This window comes from Virgibacillus sp. MG-45, from assembly GCF_036409425.1.
Lineage (GTDB): Bacteria > Bacillota > Bacilli > Bacillales > Amphibacillaceae > LDC-1.
Genome location: NZ_JAXOFU010000011.1, coordinates 63,085 through 82,472 on the forward strand (window position 1 = coordinate 63,085; position 19,388 = coordinate 82,472).

21 protein-coding genes are annotated in these 19,388 nt (G+C 37.9%); 14 read left to right on the forward strand and 7 right to left on the reverse strand.

Annotation, left to right across the window (positions count from 1 at the left end; all coding sequences use genetic code 11):
• The first annotated feature begins 7 nt into the window (after positions 1-7).
• From SPK86_RS12580 to SPK86_RS12605, 6 genes are read left to right on the forward strand one after another with little or no spacing between them, the layout of a single operon-like run.
• Entirely contained in the window at positions 8-1,285 is a 1,278-nt protein-coding gene (locus SPK86_RS12580; RefSeq protein ID WP_330949504.1) for an ABC transporter substrate-binding protein, read from the forward strand.
• A gap of 54 nt (positions 1,286-1,339) precedes the next feature.
• Entirely contained in the window at positions 1,340-2,035 is a 696-nt protein-coding gene (locus SPK86_RS12585; protein WP_284141048.1) for a hypothetical protein, read from the forward strand.
• Positions 2,036-2,050: 15 nt separating this feature from the next.
• A complete protein-coding gene (locus tag SPK86_RS12590; protein ID WP_330949505.1) occupies positions 2,051-2,962 on the forward strand; it encodes a carbohydrate ABC transporter permease in 912 nt (303 codons plus the stop codon).
• The gene (locus SPK86_RS12595) at positions 2,952-3,770 is read left to right on the forward strand and encodes a carbohydrate ABC transporter permease (RefSeq protein ID WP_330949506.1); all 819 of its coding nucleotides are present in this window, start codon (positions 2,952-2,954) and stop codon (positions 3,768-3,770) included. The genes SPK86_RS12590 and SPK86_RS12595 overlap by 11 nt, the downstream gene beginning before the upstream one ends.
• Positions 3,771-3,800: 30 nt before the next feature.
• On the forward strand, positions 3,801-5,408 hold the full coding sequence (locus tag SPK86_RS12600) for an FAD-dependent oxidoreductase (RefSeq protein WP_284141051.1): 1,608 nt from the start codon (positions 3,801-3,803) through the stop codon (positions 5,406-5,408).
• 16 nt (positions 5,409-5,424) lie between these two features.
• Positions 5,425-7,074, forward strand: a complete 1,650-nt coding sequence (locus SPK86_RS12605) for a DUF4127 family protein (RefSeq protein ID WP_330949507.1) — start codon at positions 5,425-5,427, stop codon at positions 7,072-7,074.
• A gap of 192 nt (positions 7,075-7,266) precedes the next feature.
• Here SPK86_RS12605 and SPK86_RS12610 read toward each other — a convergent pair whose 3' ends face one another.
• Positions 7,267-7,803, reverse strand: coding sequence for a CueP family metal-binding protein (locus SPK86_RS12610; RefSeq protein WP_330949508.1), 537 nt, complete (start codon positions 7,801-7,803; stop codon positions 7,267-7,269).
• A gap of 539 nt (positions 7,804-8,342) precedes the next feature.
• On the opposite strand from SPK86_RS12610, the gene SPK86_RS12615 reads away from it, so the two are divergent.
• From SPK86_RS12615 to SPK86_RS12625, 3 genes are all read left to right on the forward strand, one after another.
• Entirely contained in the window at positions 8,343-8,615 is a 273-nt protein-coding gene (locus SPK86_RS12615) for a hypothetical protein (RefSeq protein WP_284141054.1), read from the forward strand.
• Positions 8,608-9,369, forward strand: coding sequence for an N-acetylmuramoyl-L-alanine amidase (locus SPK86_RS12620; RefSeq protein WP_284141055.1), 762 nt, complete (start codon positions 8,608-8,610; stop codon positions 9,367-9,369). Before SPK86_RS12615 ends, SPK86_RS12620 begins: the two co-directional genes overlap by 8 nt.
• 131 nt (positions 9,370-9,500) lie before the next feature.
• Positions 9,501-9,713, forward strand: coding sequence for a hypothetical protein (locus tag SPK86_RS12625; protein ID WP_284141056.1), 213 nt, complete (start codon positions 9,501-9,503; stop codon positions 9,711-9,713).
• A gap of 25 nt (positions 9,714-9,738) precedes the next feature.
• Here the strand turns inward: SPK86_RS12625 and SPK86_RS12630 are convergent, their stop codons facing one another.
• Positions 9,739-9,915, reverse strand: a complete 177-nt coding sequence (locus SPK86_RS12630; RefSeq protein ID WP_284141083.1) for a YjzC family protein — start codon at positions 9,913-9,915, stop codon at positions 9,739-9,741.
• Between the two features lie 149 nt (positions 9,916-10,064).
• On the opposite strand from SPK86_RS12630, the gene SPK86_RS12635 reads away from it, so the two are divergent.
• The 3 genes from SPK86_RS12635 to SPK86_RS12645 all read left to right on the forward strand — a co-directional run bounded on the left by SPK86_RS12635 (position 10,065) and on the right by SPK86_RS12645 (position 13,424).
• Positions 10,065-11,237 carry a GNAT family N-acetyltransferase gene (locus tag SPK86_RS12635; protein WP_330949509.1) on the forward strand — a complete coding sequence of 391 codons (1,173 nt, stop codon included), beginning with the start codon at positions 10,065-10,067 and terminating at the stop codon, positions 11,235-11,237.
• 136 nt (positions 11,238-11,373) lie between these two features.
• Positions 11,374-12,207, forward strand: coding sequence for a hypothetical protein (locus SPK86_RS12640; RefSeq protein ID WP_330949510.1), 834 nt, complete (start codon positions 11,374-11,376; stop codon positions 12,205-12,207).
• Entirely contained in the window at positions 12,204-13,424 is a 1,221-nt protein-coding gene (locus SPK86_RS12645; RefSeq protein WP_330949511.1) for an efflux RND transporter periplasmic adaptor subunit, read from the forward strand. Before SPK86_RS12640 ends, SPK86_RS12645 begins: the two co-directional genes overlap by 4 nt.
• Positions 13,425-13,465: 41 nt before the next feature.
• On the opposite strand, the gene SPK86_RS12650 is transcribed toward SPK86_RS12645, so the two are convergent.
• The gene (locus tag SPK86_RS12650; RefSeq protein WP_330949512.1) at positions 13,466-13,669 is read right to left on the reverse strand and encodes a hypothetical protein; all 204 of its coding nucleotides are present in this window, start codon (positions 13,667-13,669) and stop codon (positions 13,466-13,468) included.
• Positions 13,670-13,721: 52 nt separating this feature from the next.
• Positions 13,722-14,570, reverse strand: coding sequence for a YihY/virulence factor BrkB family protein (locus SPK86_RS12655; protein WP_330949513.1), 849 nt, complete (start codon positions 14,568-14,570; stop codon positions 13,722-13,724).
• A gap of 136 nt (positions 14,571-14,706) precedes the next feature.
• Between SPK86_RS12655 and cwlD the strand changes: the two genes are divergently transcribed.
• Positions 14,707-15,441: an N-acetylmuramoyl-L-alanine amidase CwlD gene (gene cwlD / locus SPK86_RS12660; RefSeq protein WP_284141062.1), complete on the forward strand. Its 735-nt coding sequence runs from the start codon at positions 14,707-14,709 to the stop codon at positions 15,439-15,441.
• A gap of 194 nt (positions 15,442-15,635) precedes the next feature.
• Positions 15,636-16,694 carry an Mrp/NBP35 family ATP-binding protein gene (locus SPK86_RS12665; RefSeq protein ID WP_284141063.1) on the forward strand — a complete coding sequence of 353 codons (1,059 nt, stop codon included), beginning with the start codon at positions 15,636-15,638 and terminating at the stop codon, positions 16,692-16,694.
• Between the two features lie 99 nt (positions 16,695-16,793).
• Here SPK86_RS12665 and SPK86_RS12670 read toward each other — a convergent pair whose 3' ends face one another.
• Genes SPK86_RS12670 through SPK86_RS12680 form a run of 3 tightly spaced genes read right to left on the reverse strand, consistent with a single transcriptional unit; the run spans position 16,794 to position 19,203 of the window.
• Positions 16,794-16,973, reverse strand: coding sequence for a FeoB-associated Cys-rich membrane protein (locus SPK86_RS12670; protein WP_284141064.1), 180 nt, complete (start codon positions 16,971-16,973; stop codon positions 16,794-16,796).
• 29 nt (positions 16,974-17,002) lie between these two features.
• The gene (gene feoB / locus SPK86_RS12675) at positions 17,003-18,979 is read right to left on the reverse strand and encodes a ferrous iron transport protein B (protein WP_284141065.1); all 1,977 of its coding nucleotides are present in this window, start codon (positions 18,977-18,979) and stop codon (positions 17,003-17,005) included.
• Positions 18,976-19,203 carry a FeoA family protein gene (locus tag SPK86_RS12680; RefSeq protein WP_284141066.1) on the reverse strand — a complete coding sequence of 76 codons (228 nt, stop codon included), beginning with the start codon at positions 19,201-19,203 and terminating at the stop codon, positions 18,976-18,978. The genes feoB and SPK86_RS12680 overlap by 4 nt, the downstream gene beginning before the upstream one ends.
• Between the last annotated feature and the right edge of the window lie 185 nt (positions 19,204-19,388).

The window sequence follows — 19,388 nt, forward strand, 5'->3', positions numbered from 1 at the left end:
GAAGATTATGAAAAAATACTTTATTGTCTTGTTAGGAATGGCTTTAATGATTTTAGGTGCATGTGATAAGGGTAGTGAATCGAGTGGGGCTGGTAATGAAAAGGTTGAACTTACCTTTACAACATGGGGCGGAGATCAGCACATTGAAATGTACGAAGAGTTGTTAAAAGAATTTTATGATGAAAACCCAAATATTAAAGTTGATGTTGAAAGCATTCCACATGGTGATTATCAACAAAAGCTTTCAGTTCTTGCTGCAGGAAACGAACTTCCAGATGTGGGATGGGTTGCAGAACGAATGGTACCACAGTTTGTCAAGAATGACATCTTAACTGATATAACGGATATTGTGGAAGATAAAGATTTTGAATTTGACGATTTTATTCCATCAACACTGGATTTGTGGAAGCATGATGGAAAGCTATTGGGACTGCCTTTTTCTACACCACCAATGATTTTATATTATAACAAAACAATGTTTGAGGAGGCAGGTCTAGAGACACCAAACGAATTGGCAAAAAAAGATGAGTGGACATGGGAACAATTCGAAAAAAGTTCAAAAGCTTTGTCAGGAGGGAAGGGTAGTGAAAGAACATATGGAGCAAGGTTATTTAATGAATGGACTAACTTTGCTACTATGCCATCACATACCCTATCCTATGGTGGCAAATTATTTTCGGATGATATGACAAAGTTTGAGTGGAATTCAACTGAAGGTATAGAGACATTGAAAATGCTGGACCGTATGATGTTTAAGGATAAATCGCATGTACCACCAGGAGAAAACATTAATTTCGAAAGTGGTAATGTTGGCATGTTTACATTCATGTACAGTTATATAGCTAATGTCCGTGACATAACTGATTTTGATTGGGACATTGCTCCTCTACCGAAAGGACCTAAAGGAAGAGTTCCATTGTTAGGTCAAGCAGGCATTGCTGCATTTGAAGGTAGCGATCATCCTGAAGAAGCGAAGAAGCTTTTGTTATTCTTGGAAAGTAAAACTGGTATTCAAGCTCAGTCTTCGTTCTTTGTACCACCAAGAAAAAGTGTTTTGGAGTCTGACGAATTTATTAATATCCCAAATAACCCATCAAGAGAATCCATTGAATTAGCAGTTATTGATGAAATGGATAATGGATTTACATATCCATTACATGAAGATTGGACAAAAATTGAAAGTGAAATTATCAATGGATTTGATAAACTATTTTCTCAAATTGAAAAACCAGAAGGAATATTGAAGGAAATGGAAGAAAAAATTGATTCTATACTAGAAAATTAATGAGAACGGGGTAATTCCCGTTCTCTTCATAATAACTTTTTATGAGGTGAAAGAATGAATAATGGACTAAATGATTTTTTATTAAGTAAAGAAATGCCTATTATTGTTAGCTTACCTGAAAACCGTGTGGATTTAGCGGAAGCTGCGATTAATGCAGGTGCCGATGCACTAAAATTCCACATCAATGTAAGCCACCGTGCAAGCGGAAATGAATTTAAGGGGCTGGACAGTTATATTGATGTATTCACTGAAATTAGAAAGATATATAACGGTCCCCTTGGTATTGTTATTAGCGATGATATTAATAAGGTGAACCAAGTAGATATAGCGAAGTTAAAAGAAGTTGGTTTTAGTTACTTTTCACTCTATGCAAAGGACATTACGTCAAATTTACTACTTCAAAATGATTTGGAAAAAACCGTTGCTGTTGATGATCAGTTTGATCCTTTCAGAGTGAAGGCAATTGAGCAATTTGATATAAAAGCAGTTGAATTGTCCGTGGTAAAGAAGGAAAACTATGGAAAACCACTTAATTTTACGGACATGGTTTTATATGAAAACTATAGAAAAAATACCGATCTTCCGCTTATTATTCCATCCCAGAAAAAACTTGTTCCGGCTGATATGGATATTTTAAAACAAATTGGCATAAATGCAGTAATGCTAGGTGCGGTTACAGTTGGAACGACAGTAGAATCTATTTATCAAGCTGTGTCTGAATTTAATGAATATAATAGTAAATTAAGCTGACATAAGGATGATTGTATGACAAAAACAAAACTAATACGAAGAAAGAAAATCAGCAATAAATTGGGAGATACTATAGGTGGATGGTTATTTATTTCACCTATGTTACTAGGGTTTACAATTTTCATGTTTGGGCCATTATTATATGCTTTTTATATTAGTTTGCATGATTGGCCACTATTGGGAGAATCATTTTTCACTGGTTTTGAAAACTATCAAAATCTTGTTAAGGATAACTCCTTTAAAAACTCTTTAATTGTTACCTTGTTCTTCAGCTTAGGATTGGTGCCACTTAATATTACCTTGGCAATGTTTTTAGCGGTTCTTCTAAAAGACAAATTTTGGGGCATAGGCTTTTTCCGAACAGCTATATTTGTTCCGGTAGTAACATCATTAATTGTCTGGGCAATTGTCTGGAAATATCTTCTTGCTCCAGAATTGGGATTTATCAATCAATTTCTAGGGTTATTTGGAATTGAAGGACCTTCGTGGCTATTGAATAAGAGTACCGCGTTGCCGGCAGTGATAATAGTAAGTGTTATCAAAAACGTTGGGTTAAACATGATTTTATTTTTAACAGCAATGCAACAAGTTCCTGGGGAACTGTATGAAGCTGCTGAGTTGGATGGAGCCTCAGCTTTCAGAAAATTCAGGAATGTAACATTCCCTTTAATTACTCCTACTATTTTCTTGACCATGATAATCACAACGATAGGAGCAATGAAAATTTTTGGCCAAGTATATGTAATGACACGAGGAGGGCCTGGTGAAAGTACAAAAGTGCTAGTTTACTATATTTGGGAAACTGCATTCAAGCTATTTGACATGGGGTATGCTTCAGCCCTGGCCTTTGTTCTATTTTTCATTTTATTAGCTTTTACTATCCTTTCATGGGTAGTGAGAAAGAGGTGGGTATTCTATGAGGAATAAGAGAACTTTATATTTAAGATATCTTGGATTAAGTTCAATCATTATTTTTATGATAGGTCCTCTTATTTGGATGATTTTAACTTCCTTGAAAGAGCCCGCCAAAATTTTTACTCAATTTTTTCCTAGTCCGATACGATGGGAGAATTATATAGAAGTTTTAAACAAAGTCACTTTCTTAAAGCAGTACTGGAACAGCATATATATTGCTGTTTTAGTTACACTATTTGTTCTATTATTTGCCTCGATGGCTGGATATGCATTTGCTAGGATAAATTTTCCGGGAAAAAATATAATTTTTATCCTGTTATTAAGTGTAATGATGATTCCACCAGAAGTCACTATTATTCCCTTGTTTTTATTTATGAGAGATTTAAATTTGGTGAATACGCATATTCCGTTAATATTATTACCTGTTTTTGGCGCTCCAGGGGCATTTGGTGTATTTTTGATGCGACAATTCTTTATTGCAATACCTAAAGAACTAGAGGAAGCAGCGATTATGGATGGCTGCTCAAAGTTTAGGATTTACTGGAGGATTATGTTACCACTTTCTATTCCAGCACTATCGACGTTAACCATTTTTACATTTTTAACAAATTGGGATGAATTTTTATATCCTTTAATATTCATCAATAGTAGAGAATTAATGACACTTCCAATTGGTTTGTCACTGTTCACAGATGAGACAGGAACTGCTTGGCACCATCTAATGAGTGCTACCACATTGGCAACAATACCTTTACTAATAGTGTTCTTTTTTGCACAGAAGAAGTTTATTGAGGGAATGACAGCTGGCAGTATTAAATAGTGGAAATACATTAATTGGAGGAATCTATAAATGAGTTTTGAAAATCTATATTACTACAGACCTTCCATAAAAACAGATAATCACGAAACCATTGAAAGAGACTTAATAGTATATTGTGCTACACCGGCAGGTATTACTGCCGCTGTTCAAGCAAGCCGGGCAGGTTTATCGGTGGCAATTGCTGAATTTGGACGACATGTAGGAGGCATAACTGCCAGCGGCCTAGGAGCAACTGATTTAGGAGCTGGCCAAGCGGTTGGAGGTCTTTCAAGAGAGTACTATAGAGAAATAGGAAAGCATTATGGAAAGGAGGAACAACAAACATTCGAACCTAGTGTGGCCAAAGCTATATTTGATAAATGGATTAAGGAACATGACATAGATGTGTACTTTGATCAACATTTAGTTGAAGTTAAAATGGAACATGGAAAAATTACAGAGTTAGTGATGGAAGATGAAACGGTTTATAAAGGGAAAATGTTTATTGACAGTAGCTATGAAGGAGACTTACTGGCCAAAGCAGGTGTTTCGTATCATGTTGGCAGGGAATCCAGTGCTACTTATCAGGAAATATTTAATGGGATTCAGTTTGGTGGACAACATCATAAATTCGAAACATGGATTGATCCGTATGTTACTAAAGGAGATAAAAGTAGTGGCTATCTATCAGGTATCACAGAAACCGACATGGATGCGGTGGGATATAATGGGAAAGGAGATAAATCAATCCAGGCATATAATTTTCGTATCTGTCTAACAAAGGATTCCAATAACAAAATACCTTTTCCTAAGCCTCCAAACTATGATGCAAATCGGTATATTCTATTATTACGATATATAGAAGCAGGTTTTTGGGACGCTATGAATCTGCATACTATGATGCCTAACGGTAAATCAGATTTGAATAACTATGGTGGATTTTCAACAGATAACATCGGAATGAATTATGAATGGCCAGATGGTAGTTATGAAAGACGGGAAGAGATCTTTCAAGACCACTTTTCTTATAATCTAGGAATGCTTTACTTTTTGGCGAATGATTCCAGGGTTCCGGCCGATATCAGGGAAGAAGTCTCATCGTGGGGATTGCCTAAAGATGAATTCAAGGAAACGGGCCATTGGCCACATCAGCTTTATATTAGAGAAGCAAGAAGAATGATTTCAGATTATGTGATGACGGAACATAACTGCTTGGGGTATACAAGGATTGATGATTCTATTGGTCTGGCATCTTACCAAATGGACTCTCATCATTGTAGAAGAGTTGTCGTAGATGGAAGATGTGTGAATGAAGGCGATGTTCAAATTCCTATTGCACCATACCCCATTTCTTACCGTGCAATTAGACCAAGGATGGAAGAGTGTACAAATTTATTAGTACCAGTGTGTGTATCAAGTTCTCATATCGCATATGGCTCCATCAGAATGGAACCAGTATTCATGATACTAGGACAATCGGCAGGTGTAGCAGCTACATTGGCATTGAAAAATAATCAGAATGTACAAGATCTTGATTACAAAGAATTAAAAGTGGAATTATTAAAGGTTGGTCAAGTTGTTGATTGGGATTCTTCTATTGAATATGATCCAGTAGAAGCAATGAAGAAAACATTTGGAAAAGTAACAGTAAAAAGATAATAGAGGGGCGATTCTTTTGAAATTAGGAAAAGCATTTTATTTTATTTTGATTTTTTTCTTATTGATTCCAGGTGTTCAAATCGCACATGCAAAAGACAAGGATCAGGGGCTAGCGAATATTCTACTTGTACCTTTGGATGACCGCCCAGCAAATATCTATTTTCCACAAAAGGTGGGTAAAGCAGCGGGAGTTAATGTAATTACCCCACCAAGAGAAATAATTGGATATTATGACAGTCCTGGTAATAGCGAAGAAATAACTAAATGGTTAATAAGTAATGCTGAAAAAGCTGATGGCTTTGTACTGTCTACCAGTATGTTGGCCTACGGAGGATTAATTGCCTCAAGAACAGGTGAAAAGACAATCGAGGAAGCTTATCGAGGCATACAAATCATAAAAGAATTAAAGGAAAAGCATCCGCAAAAACCAATATATGTATATGATACTATTCAAAGACTAGCGGTAACTGCAATCAATGAAGATTATGCAAAATACTATGATCAAATACGGGAATGGGCAATTCTTTATGATAAAGTTCATAACTTAGGATTTGAAGAGGACCGTGCACGATTGGAGCAATTGGAAGCAATTATTCCTGTAGAAGTATTGGAGGATTACTTAAGAGCAAGAGAAAGGAATCATGAAGTAAACAAAACCCTTATTGAATGGACCGAAGATAACGCTATTGATTATTTGATATTGGCACAGGACGATGCCGCTCCTTATGGGCTCCATCGCGCTGAAAGAGAATTATTGGTTGAGAAAGTTGATGCTTTGAACATTGAAGATAAAGTGGCCATTTTCCCTGGCGCTGATGAAGTAGATGGGGTACTTGTTTCAAGATTCGTAACGAAGCTATTTAATGAAACCCCAACGTATTTCATTGAGTACGGAGGTATCCACGGAAAAGATTGGATTGCACCTTTTGAAGATACAACTTTTGATGAAAACGTTATGAAACACATTATCGCTGCTGGAGCGGATATTACAACAACTGAAGCAGATGCTGATATACACCTAATTTTAAATACACCTTCGCAGGAAGGTGATAGTAGATCAGATGATATAAATGCTATGGTTAATAGAATTCAGGAATTAGTTTTGAACAATAAACAAGTTGCTATAGGAGATGTATTAATCGTTAACAAAGCGGATGAAGATTTTGTTAAGACACTTGCTGAAAAGGTGGACCTAACTAAAATACTTTCATATAGTGGGTGGAATACTGCTGGCAATGCACTTGGTATGACTGTTGGTCATGCTACGTCAAGAGATGCATTCCTTGATCAAAAGTCAGGATTCGGTGTACCTGTTTACAAGGAAACAGCGAAAGCTCATTATGAGTTTCTGCTTCACCGTTTTGCAAAAGATCAGGGATATAAAAATGTGGTGCAGCCTGCTACAAATCAATATATTTTAGATATAGGTGCAAACCCATGGGATTTGGGTAGTGACTATGATGTTGTTAATCAATTTGTTAGAAGTAACTTAACAACTGAAACCGTAAAATGGTATAGGAATTTTGATGGTAAATCGGTTTATATCGGTTCGAGAGGGAGAAAGAAATTTTACAGTACAATTAATGGTTTAAGCGATGTTCACGTTAAACTTCCCTGGCCAAGAACATTTGAAGCTGAGTTGGAACCAGCGTTAAAATTAGAGTAGATGATTATTGCTACCTTAAAATTGTATACTACATTGATTAATGTTTTTCTGGTGAAATGGTTATTCGTACGTCTTGATAAAAATAAAAAACCGCCTTTTCTCAAATGGTTATGAACTGCATCCCGTTGTTAGATGGTGTCTAACAATTGGGGTGCAGTTTAGTTAAGAAGAAGCGGTTTTCTTACTTAATATCTATGTTAACTGCATCGTTGTGATGCATGTTCCGTCATTTTCAAAGGTAGAAATTTCTGATTCAACTTGCTTTCCATCATGTGTAATGACAACACGATATGTCTTATCACGAGGAAGCCACAAGTCGAAGAACCCATTTTTCTGGGAAGTTACGGTTTTGTCGACAATAACATTTCCATCTGTATCTTCAATTAACACATCGAAATCCTTTTCAACCATTTCTCCTTGACAGCCTGTTAAGCTATGATTGGTACAAGGATGGGTTTGCTCTATAAAAGGCGCTATCGATACAAAAAATTCATCCTTAGGTAAATCATAGATTGTTTCACTATTATCCGCATCGGTCACGATAAGCTCTTGTGATGTAATGGAAGCCGATTGATCGGTTATCTCCCCAACACTATAATCCTGCACAAGCTGTTTAATATCTGTCGTTTCCTTTTTAGAAGCAGATTCTTCGTTTGTTCCATCATCATTACATGCAACTAAGAAAGCAGCAACCAATAGCATAATGACGGCACTTATTTTTAATTTCATTTACATGCACCCCACTTGTTTGATTATTCTCTATTAGTATAGCATTTCTAATGCGATGACATCGCTATGTTCTCAAATTGACATAATTCTTTCACGAATTAAGAGTAGTTCACAAGAAATCCTCCCAAGCAATAAAGCCCTTCTGTCGTTTAAGATAGAAGCTTCTTTATCACCTGTCGTCCTTTTCCATGTGGAATGCATAAAGGCGTTCCGCATATTGGATCATCGATGATATCACACTCCAATTTAAAAATGGTTTACCACATTCGGAGTAATCACTTCTTCGGGCTTTCCTTGTGAGAATACCTTTGTAGATTATAAAAAAGGGGAAGGAGTGTGTCAACTATCATTTGTAGCTGTGCATTCGTATTAGAACATCAAACAGATTCATCGATCAGAACAGCGTAGTATCTGAGAAAATCAACGAAAAATCAGTACTTCCTGTATATAGTCGCTTTTTTTATTTTTAATCGCAGCAGGCAAATTACCGTTTCTGGGAGGACAAGACTTGCGTAAATTATCCTATGGAGGTGATATTCATGTTTGGAATTGAAGCATACGGGGTTGTGCTAATTCCAATTATTATGGGGCTGATCGAGGTAGCTAAGATTCTAGGGCTGCCGAGAAAATATGCACCACTGCTTGCGGTAATTTTAGGAGTAGCTGCAGGAACGATTTATGCGAATCCTGATAGTCTCAGAGGAGGCATTTTGATTGGAATTGCCTTAGGACTTTCTTCGGTAGGTCTTTATAGTGGGACAAGAAATTTTTTGTACCAAAATAAATGTAAGGAGAGCTCAGAAGATGATTAATATTTTTATTGATCCAGGACATGGAGGAAATGATAGTGGAGCAACTGGATATGGACTAGAAGAAAAACAATTGACCTTAGCAATCGCGCTGAAAACAAGAGATATCCTCCAAAATGAATATGAAGGTCATTCTATTATGCTTTCTCGTACAACAGATGCGACACTTTCACTCTCGCAACGAACAAATATGGCAAATAGCTGGGGGGCAAACTATCTTGTATCCATTCACATAAATGCAGGAGGGGGAACAGGATTTGAATCGTATATTCATAATGGAAGCTATTTAGGCAAAGGGGAGACGGATCGCTTACGGGGGATTATTCATGATGAAATCGTTTTAGAGACAAATTATGGTGACAGGGGAAAGAAGGAAGCGAATTTTCATATGCTCCGTGAATCAAATATGTCCGCTGTGTTAACGGAAAACGGATTTATTGATCATCATGCAGATGCTACAAAGCTAGCAAGTGATGCATTTTTGACTAAAATTGCGCGTGGACATGCAGTAGGCCTGGCCAAAGCACTTGGTTTGACGAGAAAAACAGCGTCAACTCTGTATATTGAAATATTGGCTGATGCCCTGTGGACGTACAATACACCGGATTGGAATGATAAGGCTGTTATTGTAAATAAAGGGGAAGTATATACGGTGATTCAGGATAAGTTTCCAGTAGACGGTGGCTATATGTATCAAATTAAAAGTGGACTGTATATTACCGCTAGTCCAACCTATGTACGTGTCTATTCACGATAGGTGTTCGAAAGCCTCACAATAGCGTGGGGCTTTCGTGCGAAACTTGATAAAGAATTATGTGGAAAAGAGTTGACTTTTTAAACAGCTTTACATAAAATAAGAACAAACGTTCCCTTTGGTGGTGGTTTATAATGATTGGCCTCTTTCATCGATCCGTCCAAAATAAAGAAAAGCTTATGATATTCTATATAGACAGTACGAATCATATCACTCAACGCATTATTCGTGTTTTGGATGTGAATGAAAAACAGGTGTTAGCATTTTGTTATTGGCGAAAGCAAGTACGGACATTTAAGCTGGATAAAATTTTATCTGCCGATGTGCTGCGAAAGCGTAAAGCATAATGGATAGTGAACGGTCGATCATCGACTATCCTTTTTCATATGTCCATACGCGATTTTGATTGGAGTTTTCTGGGAATTTTTCTCCAGCTTTTAATTTTATCTGCTTTGGATTATTTACGTTGCTTCCTGTTTCTCCAATTTCAATATATACACCATTATTTGGCGCCTTTTGTCCAGAACGGTAATGACGAAATTCTCCCATCACATCTTCCCTCCTTTTCCTATATAATGGCTCTTTTCTGTCTGATTCATTCCCCTATATTGGAGATACTTTTATTTTTGACTTTGTTACCTTGCTAAAATACGCTATAGTAGTTTTATTCATTAATTATATTGTGCAGGGGGTAAAGTATGAACAATATCAAACAATTATCAAAAGCAGACTATGAAGCGATTTTTGACTTATCCCAATTTGCTTTTCAATATGTTCTAAGTCCTGAGGAGATGAAGAAAAAAAGAGAAGAAGCAGAACGCCACATTATATGGGGCTGGATGGAGGAAGAAACGCTCGCAGCGAAAGTGCATCTGATCCCACTTTCCTGTTATATCTTAGGGAAAGAATTTGAAATGGGCGGGATTAGTGCGGTGGCAACCTGGCCAGAATACCGTCGTAAAGGAATGGTAAAGCATTTGTTGAAGCATGCGCTTCAATATATGCGGAAGCAAGGACAAACCATTTCTTATTTGCACCCATTTTCCATTCCTTTTTACCGAAAATTTGGCTGGGAGCTCGCATTCGCGGAAAAAGCTTATACCATTCCGATGAAGCTTTTACGTAAACAGTGGAATGGGGTGGGTTATGTTAGAAGAGAGAATCAACCTATTTCCTTGTTGCATCCGATTTATACTGCTTATGCAAAGGGATTTTCAGGAATGCTTGTTCGAGACCTTAAATGGTGGGAGCAGCGCATTCTCAAAAAAGATGCACAAATCGCAGTAGCATACAATGATAAAGGAGAAGCAGAAGGCTATGTTATGTATGATGTAAAGGACAAAAAACTTACTGTACAGGATATGGCATCTACATCTCTTAACGGAAGAAAGCTATTATTACAGTTTCTTGCAAACCATGATTCGATGGCGGAAAATGTGGAAATGGTTGTTTCAGAAAGAGATCAGCTTGATTTAATCGTTGATGAGCCAATCTATGAACAAAAAGTGCAGCCATATTTCATGGCTCGCATCGTTGACGTTGCTGCATTTTTAAAGCAGTATCCCTTCACAACGCTCGAGAAATCCTGTCACGTATCGTTAATTGTCGAGGACGAATTTCTTCCAGAGAATAATGGAGTATACCACATCAAGGTTAAAAGCAACGAATCAACTGTAACTTATGTAAAGGCGGTTAGTGAACAAACACAGGGAATTCACTGTTCTGTGCAAACCCTTGCTGCAATCATGCTTGGTTACAAACGACCGGTCGATCTATATGGGATGGAAAAGCTAAAAGGTTCGAAGGAAGCTATTGAAAAGCTTGAACAGATCGTACCATTACAAGAAGCGTTTTTTGCCGATTATTTCTAAAAGTATATATAGCAAGTATTCTTATGCGAATAGAAAACGAGTATTTAAATAAAATATTTGGCGGTTAATGGCTGTTCATACGTCTTGAATAGAGACGATGGGCAGCTTTTTTTATTATAAAAGGTGGAATATTGATGTGAAAGTAGCTTCGCTGTCGACAAAGCGCGCTCGGATTCTTTTCTTCTATTATTATTTTTCGAAAAAAATAGAAAATGGTAGGAAATTGTTTACAGATAAGTTAAAATTAATAGCAAGGAAATCTCGTACGACAACACATAGAAAAGGAATGGAATTCATGACCTATCATGTGCAATTGGTGAAACTTTTGTTTTCAATGGAAGATCATTTATATCGAATTCAACGGGCAGAAAAGATTAGCAATCTATGGAAAGTCACTGGGTTTTTAGCTGTTGTTAGTCTGTTTCTCTATGGATGGATGGCATACCTTGGAATTGGCTCTGAGCTGATTTCCAGAGAAGCAGTTGGATTAGGGATGGAACAATATGAAGCAAGCAAATTTTGGTTTATTGTAGGACGAATGTTATATGGGCTGCTTTTCACAGTGCTTGTTATTGCTGTACCTGCGCTTCTTTTCCACTACTTAACAGGAATTCCTTTTCAAAAGCTTGTCATTATGCAGCAGGTTGTATTCTCGATTCTACTTTTGGAACGATTAACGTGGATACCATTGGCGGTTTTCTTTGGTCTTGATTGGTATGTATCACCAGCATCCTTCGGCATTCTCTTTTCTTTCATAACTGATAAAGCATGGCTGATTTATTTTTTTGGAGCAATTTCTTTATTTCAGCTCTGGGTTATATCCTTCCAAGTAACTTATTTGCGTAAGCTATCATCGATGAGCAAGCAACGGATATGGCTAAGCGTTTTATTTCTACATATTGTTGAGTGGGCCTTTGTTTCCCTGTTTGCCTTTATGGATCGCTATTTGATAGGTGGGTGGTTCGGATGAGGAAAAAGAAAGTAATCATGTTTATGGTCCTGTTTTTTATCGGATTGAATGTTGGTCTAGTGATGCTTGATAAAGATAAAAAAGTTGATCGCATTACATATGTGAGTGAATGGAACGAAGTTAGCCTTGGCGACGTATATGAACGGATTCAAGTTGACGGTATGCTAGATTATATTAATGAACAGCATGTGTATTTTGATAATCAGCTTGGTGGGTTCGATCAATTTCTAGTAGAAGAAGGAGACATGGTCAATAAAGGAGATCCGCTTTATTCATATAAAGCGACTTATTATTATGAGACAAAAGCAAGCCTTGAACGGGAAGCTGAGCGTTTAACCGGAGAAATGGAAGCGATCGAAGCGGCTATTGGAAAGATGAACGCGTATCAAGTATCTCAAACGACGATGAAGTTTGTTTCCCCAGAAGGAAATGAAACAATAGAGATACCGCAGAATCAATCTGAGGCAACTTTACTTAAGGAGCAATATATCCTCGAAAAGGAAAAAGAACGGGATCAAAAGGCGGCCCAGTTGAAAAGCATCCAATCTCAAATCTCGGAGCTTTCTTCGAGTGGTGATACGATAACGGTGGAAAGTCCGTTTCGCGGAAAAGTAACAACGGTATCAGATGGATTGGATAATCCGATTGTGACGATTCAGCTTCCAGAATTATTGGCCCGAGGAGAATTGACCGAAAAGGAACGGATGCTTGTCGAAGAATCGATGTCTGCAACAGTTAATATGACAGAGGGAAAGCAACAGGTAGAGGGTGCTGTTCAATTTGTTGCTGAAGAGCCAGTATCGCTGGAAATCAAAACGCGGAGTATGTATCCATTTCATGTAGCACTCGATAAAGAAGCAGATGATATCGAAACACTTTTACCAGGCTACCATGCATCGATTTTGATTACGTTACAAGAATCATTAGATACACCGGTTATTACAGAGAAAAGCTTGTTTGGAAAGTATGTCTGGAAGATGACAGCTACTGGAAAGCTGGTAAAAACCCCTGTTCAAACAGGCATTGAGATGAAGCCTTCGGTCGAAGTAACACATGGTGTTGAGCAAGGACAATGGCTCGCGCAAGCTAAAAAGGAGCGATTTCGCAATGACGCTTCATTTATTACACCATTACAAATAGAACGAATTCCTTGGAAACAAGTACGACAATTAGGAGATTGGAAAAAAAGTATAACCATTGGTTTGCTTTCTCGTTAATAGAATAAGATTCAATACGAAGCGTAAGAGACAAAACAACCTCAAAATACTTTTGGCAGTATCTTCTTTGCCAAGTGCACGGCCTTAATCCACTCGGAAAAGATAGCACGCTTTTCCGAGTGGGTTTTTTGACGTACAGGACGTACTAGCGCAGACGTTGCCACAGGACGTAGCGGTTTTAGTCTGCGTTCCTCTATTTCATTTTCCCAAAGGACAACGAACGCTTCGGCAGCGATACATCGCACGCAGAAAAAGTGTTCCTCTTTTTCAAGGAGTCTCCCCTTAAGCAACATCCCCTTATGCATACTTTTTCTCTCCTTGTTTTGTTTGCTTATGCTTCTGATCATGTAACAGTACGTTGATAAGTGCCCCAATTAATAACAGCATGGCGGTTAGATAGAACCAAATCATCAGTATAATAATCCCACCTAAACTCCCGTACGTAACCGAATAGTTTCCGAAATTACTCACATAGAAAGAAAAGCCAAACGAAATAATTTGCCATAAAAGGCTGGCTATACAAGCTCCTGGGAAAATGTGTTGAAAAGAAAGCTTCTTATTTGGAGCAAAGCGGTAAAGTCCCATTATAAATAAGGCCAGCACGAGGAAAGATACGAACCAGCGAAGCACTTGAAATAGCACATCAAACTCAGTGAAAATCGGTAACGATGTTTTTAATAAACTCCAAATTAAATTTCCGAGCACAGGAATAATAAACGCGATTAGAAAAGCTAGGATGACGCCTATCGTAAGTCCAAGGGCACGCAATCGAACAGCGAGAAAGGAACGCGTCTCTTCGATATCATAGGCTTCATTTATTGATTGCATAAAGGAACGAACGCCATTCGATGCAGTCCATAATGCACCAATAATTCCAATCGTTAATAATCCGCCTTTTGGTGTTTGAACGATATGAACAATATTATCTTGGAAAATAGTTGCTATTCCGTCTGGGACGTGTTGTTGAACAAAGGCTATTGCATCCTCAGGTTGAATTTGAAAGTATGGAATAATGGTAAAGCATACGATAAGCAATGGAATGATGGACAGTAAATAGTGATAGGCTTGGGCAGCAGCAAGTAATGGAATATTATGTTGCTTCCACCTGCTTAAAAAAGCGCTTGTGAAATGGATGATTGCTGTCATCTGCTTCCCTCCAATGAAAGTCGTTTATTCATGCTATACCCGCACACGAGTGAATCTAATCTGCATCGTTTAAGTCATAAAGGAACGTCTTGTCCCATAAAATAATAGCAATATAAAGGAGTAAGGGGCGGTATAGATGGAACGTTACAGGAAGCATTTGCAGCGTTTAGCATGGGTTGTCGGGTTATTCATGCTTGTATTTTTACTTCAATATCCACTTCAGCAAACACAAAAAACATGGAATACATGGTCACTTCCATTATCGGGAAAAACGATCGTCATTGATCCAGGACATGGCGGACCAGATGGTGGTGCAGTAGGAAGGGATAAAACAGAAGAAAAAGATATCGCGCTAGCGGTGAGTAAAAAATTACAAGGGTATTTACAGCAATCTGGAGCACTGGTTTATTTAACGCGGGAAAAGGATACAGATCTAGCAGATGCACAAACAAAAGGATTATCGAAAAGAAAGTCAGAGGATATCCGCAAGCGACTTCAGTTTATTCATGATAAAAAGCCAGATTTTTTTCTTTCTGTTCATTTGAATGCGATTCCTTCTCCGAAATGGAGTGGGGCACAAACATTTTATTATGCGCGTTATGAGGAAAGTAGGCATCTAGCTACAATGATTCAAGAGCAAATGATTACAAACTTAAAAAACACGACACGCTCCCCATTAGCGATTAATGGCATGTACTTGTTAAGAGAAGCAAAGGTTCCAGGAGCATTAGTAGAGATTGGCTTTTTGTCGAATGAAAAGGAAAGAGAATTATTGAAAAAGAAAAGCTATCAAGAAAAAGTAGCAGTAAGCATGTATGAAGGGATGCTGCGATATATGACAGAGGAGCCAAAAGAAGAAGCATCTGAATAACCTTTGAAAACAGTGAAATACCTTATATATTTAAGCCTTCCCTTTCTCCAGTTCATATCACTTAGATTTCAAGTGATTTATGTTATACTAGCAGTGGACATGTTATCATGTGGAGCATGACAATAGAAATTGAGCTTATAATGCTTCTACTTATCATTATTCAACCAATGCTACCAAAGGGAAGGTGACAAACTGTGTTAACGAAAGAAGAAGTAATACAGCTGCTTAGCCCAGTAAACGATCCATTTTTACATAGAACACTTGAAGAAACAGACGGGATCAAGGATATTTCGATTAGGGAAGATAAAAAGCATGTAAGTGTCAAGCTGGCGATTGGTAAAACAAATACAGCGGAGCAAATGACACTGCAACAAGAAGTGGTTCGTATTTTAAAGAAAAATGGAGCTACGACGGTGGGATTGCGCTTTGAGCAATTACCAGATGAGGTAATTCAAAAATATCAGCCAACCGTAGATCATGAAAAAGAAGCATCTTTACTAGGTGGAAGCCAGAACACGAAATTCGTTGCGATTGCTAGTGGTAAGGGAGGCGTTGGTAAATCAACGGTTACCGTAAATACAGCAATGGCTTTAATGCGTTTAGGTAAAAAAGTCGGAATCATTGATGCTGACATCTATGGCTTTAGTATTCCAGATATGATGGGAATTGAGGAAAGACCACAGGTTCGAGGCGAAAAGATTATCCCAGTAGAACGCTTTGGTGTTAAAGTTATTTCTATGGGATTTTTCGTAGAGGACAACTCGCCGATTATTTGGCGTGGCCCGATGCTAGGAAAAATGCTAACAAGCTTTTTTAAAGAAGTCGAGTGGGGCGATTTAGATTATTTATTGCTTGATTTGCCTCCAGGAACTGGCGATATTGCCATGGATGTGCATGAAATGCTACCGTCCTGTAAAGAAGTGATCGTGACAACGCCACATCCTTCCGCTGCTTTTGTTGCGGCGCGTGCTGGTCAAATGGCATTAAAAACAAAGCATGAGATTCTAGGTGTTGTAGAGAACATGGCATATTTCCAAAGCAAGACGACTGGAGAGAAAGAGTTTGTCTTTGGACAAGGAGGCGGACAGAAGCTCGCAGAAGTCTTGAATACGAAAGTACTCGGACAATTACCCCTTCAACAGCCATATGAAGATGAGGATGATTTTGCTCCATCTGTTTATCAGGCGGATCATCCACTCGGAAAAGCATATCATAAAATAGCAGCAAAAATTGTTGCACAGCTAGAGAAATAATAGGTGATATTAAATAGAACAGCCTGCATTTCCTCCCAACTTTCGGAGGATGCAGGCTGTTTCGTTTTGCTGCTTATCGTTTTAGGATTAATGAGCATATTACAATGATTGATTTTTTGTTGCATGCACATTTTCATCAACTACACAGGACGTTTGCGAGCACGTGTTATTTAATTCGCAGGCAGCACACTTTCCTTTTGAACTTTTTTTAAAATACCGAAAAAGTGTATACGTACCGTAACCAAATATTAATGCGATAAGAATAACATTAATCATCATTGAAGCTCCTCTCCGTTAAGCTAAATTTCTCAAAAAAGAACGGATCCAATTTGATAAATCACCCATGTTACAGCATAGGCAGTAACGAGTGGATAGATAATGGAAAATACTGTCCACTTCGTTGATTTCGTCTCTCTCCATATAACTGCGACAGTAGCTAAACAAGGAATATAAAGTAATACAAAAACCATAAATGAATATGCAGATACTGGCGTGAAAAATTGACCAAGCGACGTAGCAAGTTCATTTTCAGATACCGCATAGATGATGGACATCGCAGAAACGACTACTTCTTTTGCTAAAAATCCTGTAATTAATGATGCAGCGGCTTGCCATGTACCAAAGCCTAATGGAGCTAAAATCGGAGCAATAAATCCTCCTACAATCGCCATAAAGCTGTTATCCATTTGTACATTAAAGCCACCTGGTCCAGCATAGCTCATGAGCCATATAAATATAGAGCCTGCGAAAATGATGGTTCCTGCTTTGCGAATAAACCCTTTTCCTTTTTCCCATGTACTACGCCACAAGGTTTTAGCATGTGGCAGATGATAAATAGGAAGATCAATAAAGAACATGGACTTTTCATGCTTCATAATTGTCATGGAAATAAGCTTCGCAACAATTAAAGCTAAAATAATGCCAAGAAAATATAGTGAAAAAACAATAAGTGCTTGATGCTTAACAAAAAAGGCGCCAATAAATAAAGCATACACTGGCAATCGAGCAGAACAAGACATAAATGGAGCGATAAGAATCGTTAATAATCGTTCCTTTCGTTGTTCGATGGTTCGGGTTGCCATTATACCTGGTACATTACAGCCAAAGCTAATGATCATTGGAATAAACGATTTTCCGTTCATACCGAAGAATTCCATGAGGCGATCCATTATAACAGCGATTCGTGCCATATAGCCAGAGTCTTCCAATAGTGAAATAAAGAAAAAAAGCACGAAGATTTGAGGGACAAAAACGAGAACTCCTCCAACCCCTGCAACAATTCCATCAATGATAAGTGCATGAACAAATGGCGATGCCCCGATGAGGGTAAGACCTTGATCAATCCATGTACTTAATGGACCACTAAAAAAGGCATCGAGTAAATCAGATAAAGGTGTACCTATCCAAGAGAATGTCACTTGGAAAACAAGAAACATCACGAGCATGAAGATTGGAATACCCCATATTGGATGGGTGACATAATGATCTAATGTTTGTTGCCACTTTAGCTTGTTCGTCGTATCCTGAGAGGTTGCTGTTTGTAATAATTGTTGGATAAATGCATCTCTAGTATCGAACAAAATACGATGAATCGGCTTTCCTAAATCACTTTCAAGCTGTTCTTTTAAGGCGACCATGTCTGCATAATTTTCGTTTTGTTGTAAATATGCATCAACCGATTTATTATTTGTAAAAAATTGCAGTCCAAGCCAGCGTGATGATAAGTTTTCCGCTGTGATTAAAGTAGAAAAGCTGGTTAAAGCTTCCTCTACGCGTTCTGGGTACGAGAGTGTAAACGCTGGTGCATCTACGGGAGCGGTTAGCTTCTCTAGGAGCTGATCCGTTCCGATATTTTTTCTAGCAATTACAGACTGGACGGGAACACCGAGCATCGCTGCTAGCTTTTCATCATCAAGGAGGATCCCCTTTTTTTCTGCCACGTCAACCATGTTTAATGCAATAACCATCGGGATGTCTGCTTCCAATAACTGAATGGTTAGATGCAAGCTCCGCTCTAATTGGCTTGCGTCAACAATGTTTAATAATTGATCATACTTTTCTGTTACGAGTGCATTAGCGACAAGCTGTTCATCAGCAGATACAGGCGATAAGTCGTAAATACCTGGCAGATCAATTAGTGTCCCTTGATTATTTTCAAGCTCTCCTATTTTTTTATCAACGGTTACTCCTGTCCAGTTACCAACATACGCATAGGAGCGCGTTAATGTATTAAAAAGAGAGGTTTTACCTGTATTCGGATTTCCGATAAGGAGGGATGTTTTCATAATTGTATAACCTCTATTTTTTTCGCCTCTGCTTTACGAATACAAATGTTTTGTCCACGACATTCGAGGATACACGGTCCGTTTAATAAGGAAGATTGCTTCATACATAGCTTGCATCCAGGCAAGAGTCCTACGGAAGTTAGCCGAAGCTGTAATGCGGAATCAATCGATTCCATTTTATCAATGATGGCATACTGCCCAGATCGAAGCTCTGAAAGATTCATTTTATCAACCCTTCCTAATTACAAATGAGAATCATTCTCTATTATATAGTGTAATGAATGAATGAACAAGAAGCAATGAAATGGGAAGAAAATAGTGAACGTTTGTGAACAAAAATGGAATGATTAGAATCAATTTTTTAAAGGAATGGGTTGTGTTTGTAAGATGGGAAATATGTATAAAAAGA

Bases quoted from the DNA above. Each gene is read 5' to 3' on its own strand.
- SPK86_RS12580 (WP_330949504.1), top strand. From the start codon at position 8: ATGAAAAAATACTTTATTGTCTTGTTAGGAATGGCTTTAATGATTTTA.
- SPK86_RS12585 (WP_284141048.1), top strand. From the start codon at position 1,340: ATGAATAATGGACTAAATGATTTTTTATTAAGTAAAGAAATGCCTATT.
- SPK86_RS12590 (WP_330949505.1), top strand. From the start codon at position 2,051: ATGACAAAAACAAAACTAATACGAAGAAAGAAAATCAGCAATAAATTG.
- SPK86_RS12595 (WP_330949506.1), top strand. From the start codon at position 2,952: ATGAGGAATAAGAGAACTTTATATTTAAGATATCTTGGATTAAGTTCA.
- SPK86_RS12600 (WP_284141051.1), top strand. From the start codon at position 3,801: ATGAGTTTTGAAAATCTATATTACTACAGACCTTCCATAAAAACAGAT.
- SPK86_RS12610 (WP_330949508.1), bottom strand. From the start codon at position 7,803: ATGAAATTAAAAATAAGTGCCGTCATTATGCTATTGGTTGCTGCTTTC.
- SPK86_RS12615 (WP_284141054.1), top strand. From the start codon at position 8,343: ATGTTTGGAATTGAAGCATACGGGGTTGTGCTAATTCCAATTATTATG.
- SPK86_RS12620 (WP_284141055.1), top strand. From the start codon at position 8,608: ATGATTAATATTTTTATTGATCCAGGACATGGAGGAAATGATAGTGGA.
- SPK86_RS12625 (WP_284141056.1), top strand. From the start codon at position 9,501: ATGATTGGCCTCTTTCATCGATCCGTCCAAAATAAAGAAAAGCTTATG.
- SPK86_RS12630 (WP_284141083.1), bottom strand. From the start codon at position 9,915: ATGGGAGAATTTCGTCATTACCGTTCTGGACAAAAGGCGCCAAATAAT.
- SPK86_RS12635 (WP_330949509.1), top strand. From the start codon at position 10,065: ATGAACAATATCAAACAATTATCAAAAGCAGACTATGAAGCGATTTTT.
- SPK86_RS12645 (WP_330949511.1), top strand. From the start codon at position 12,204: ATGAGGAAAAAGAAAGTAATCATGTTTATGGTCCTGTTTTTTATCGGA.
- SPK86_RS12655 (WP_330949513.1), bottom strand. From the start codon at position 14,570: ATGACAGCAATCATCCATTTCACAAGCGCTTTTTTAAGCAGGTGGAAG.
- cwlD (WP_284141062.1), top strand. From the start codon at position 14,707: ATGGAACGTTACAGGAAGCATTTGCAGCGTTTAGCATGGGTTGTCGGG.
- SPK86_RS12670 (WP_284141064.1), bottom strand. From the start codon at position 16,973: ATGATGATTAATGTTATTCTTATCGCATTAATATTTGGTTACGGTACG.
- feoB (WP_284141065.1), bottom strand. From the start codon at position 18,979: ATGAAAACATCCCTCCTTATCGGAAATCCGAATACAGGTAAAACCTCT.
- SPK86_RS12680 (WP_284141066.1), bottom strand. From the start codon at position 19,203: ATGAATCTTTCAGAGCTTCGATCTGGGCAGTATGCCATCATTGATAAA.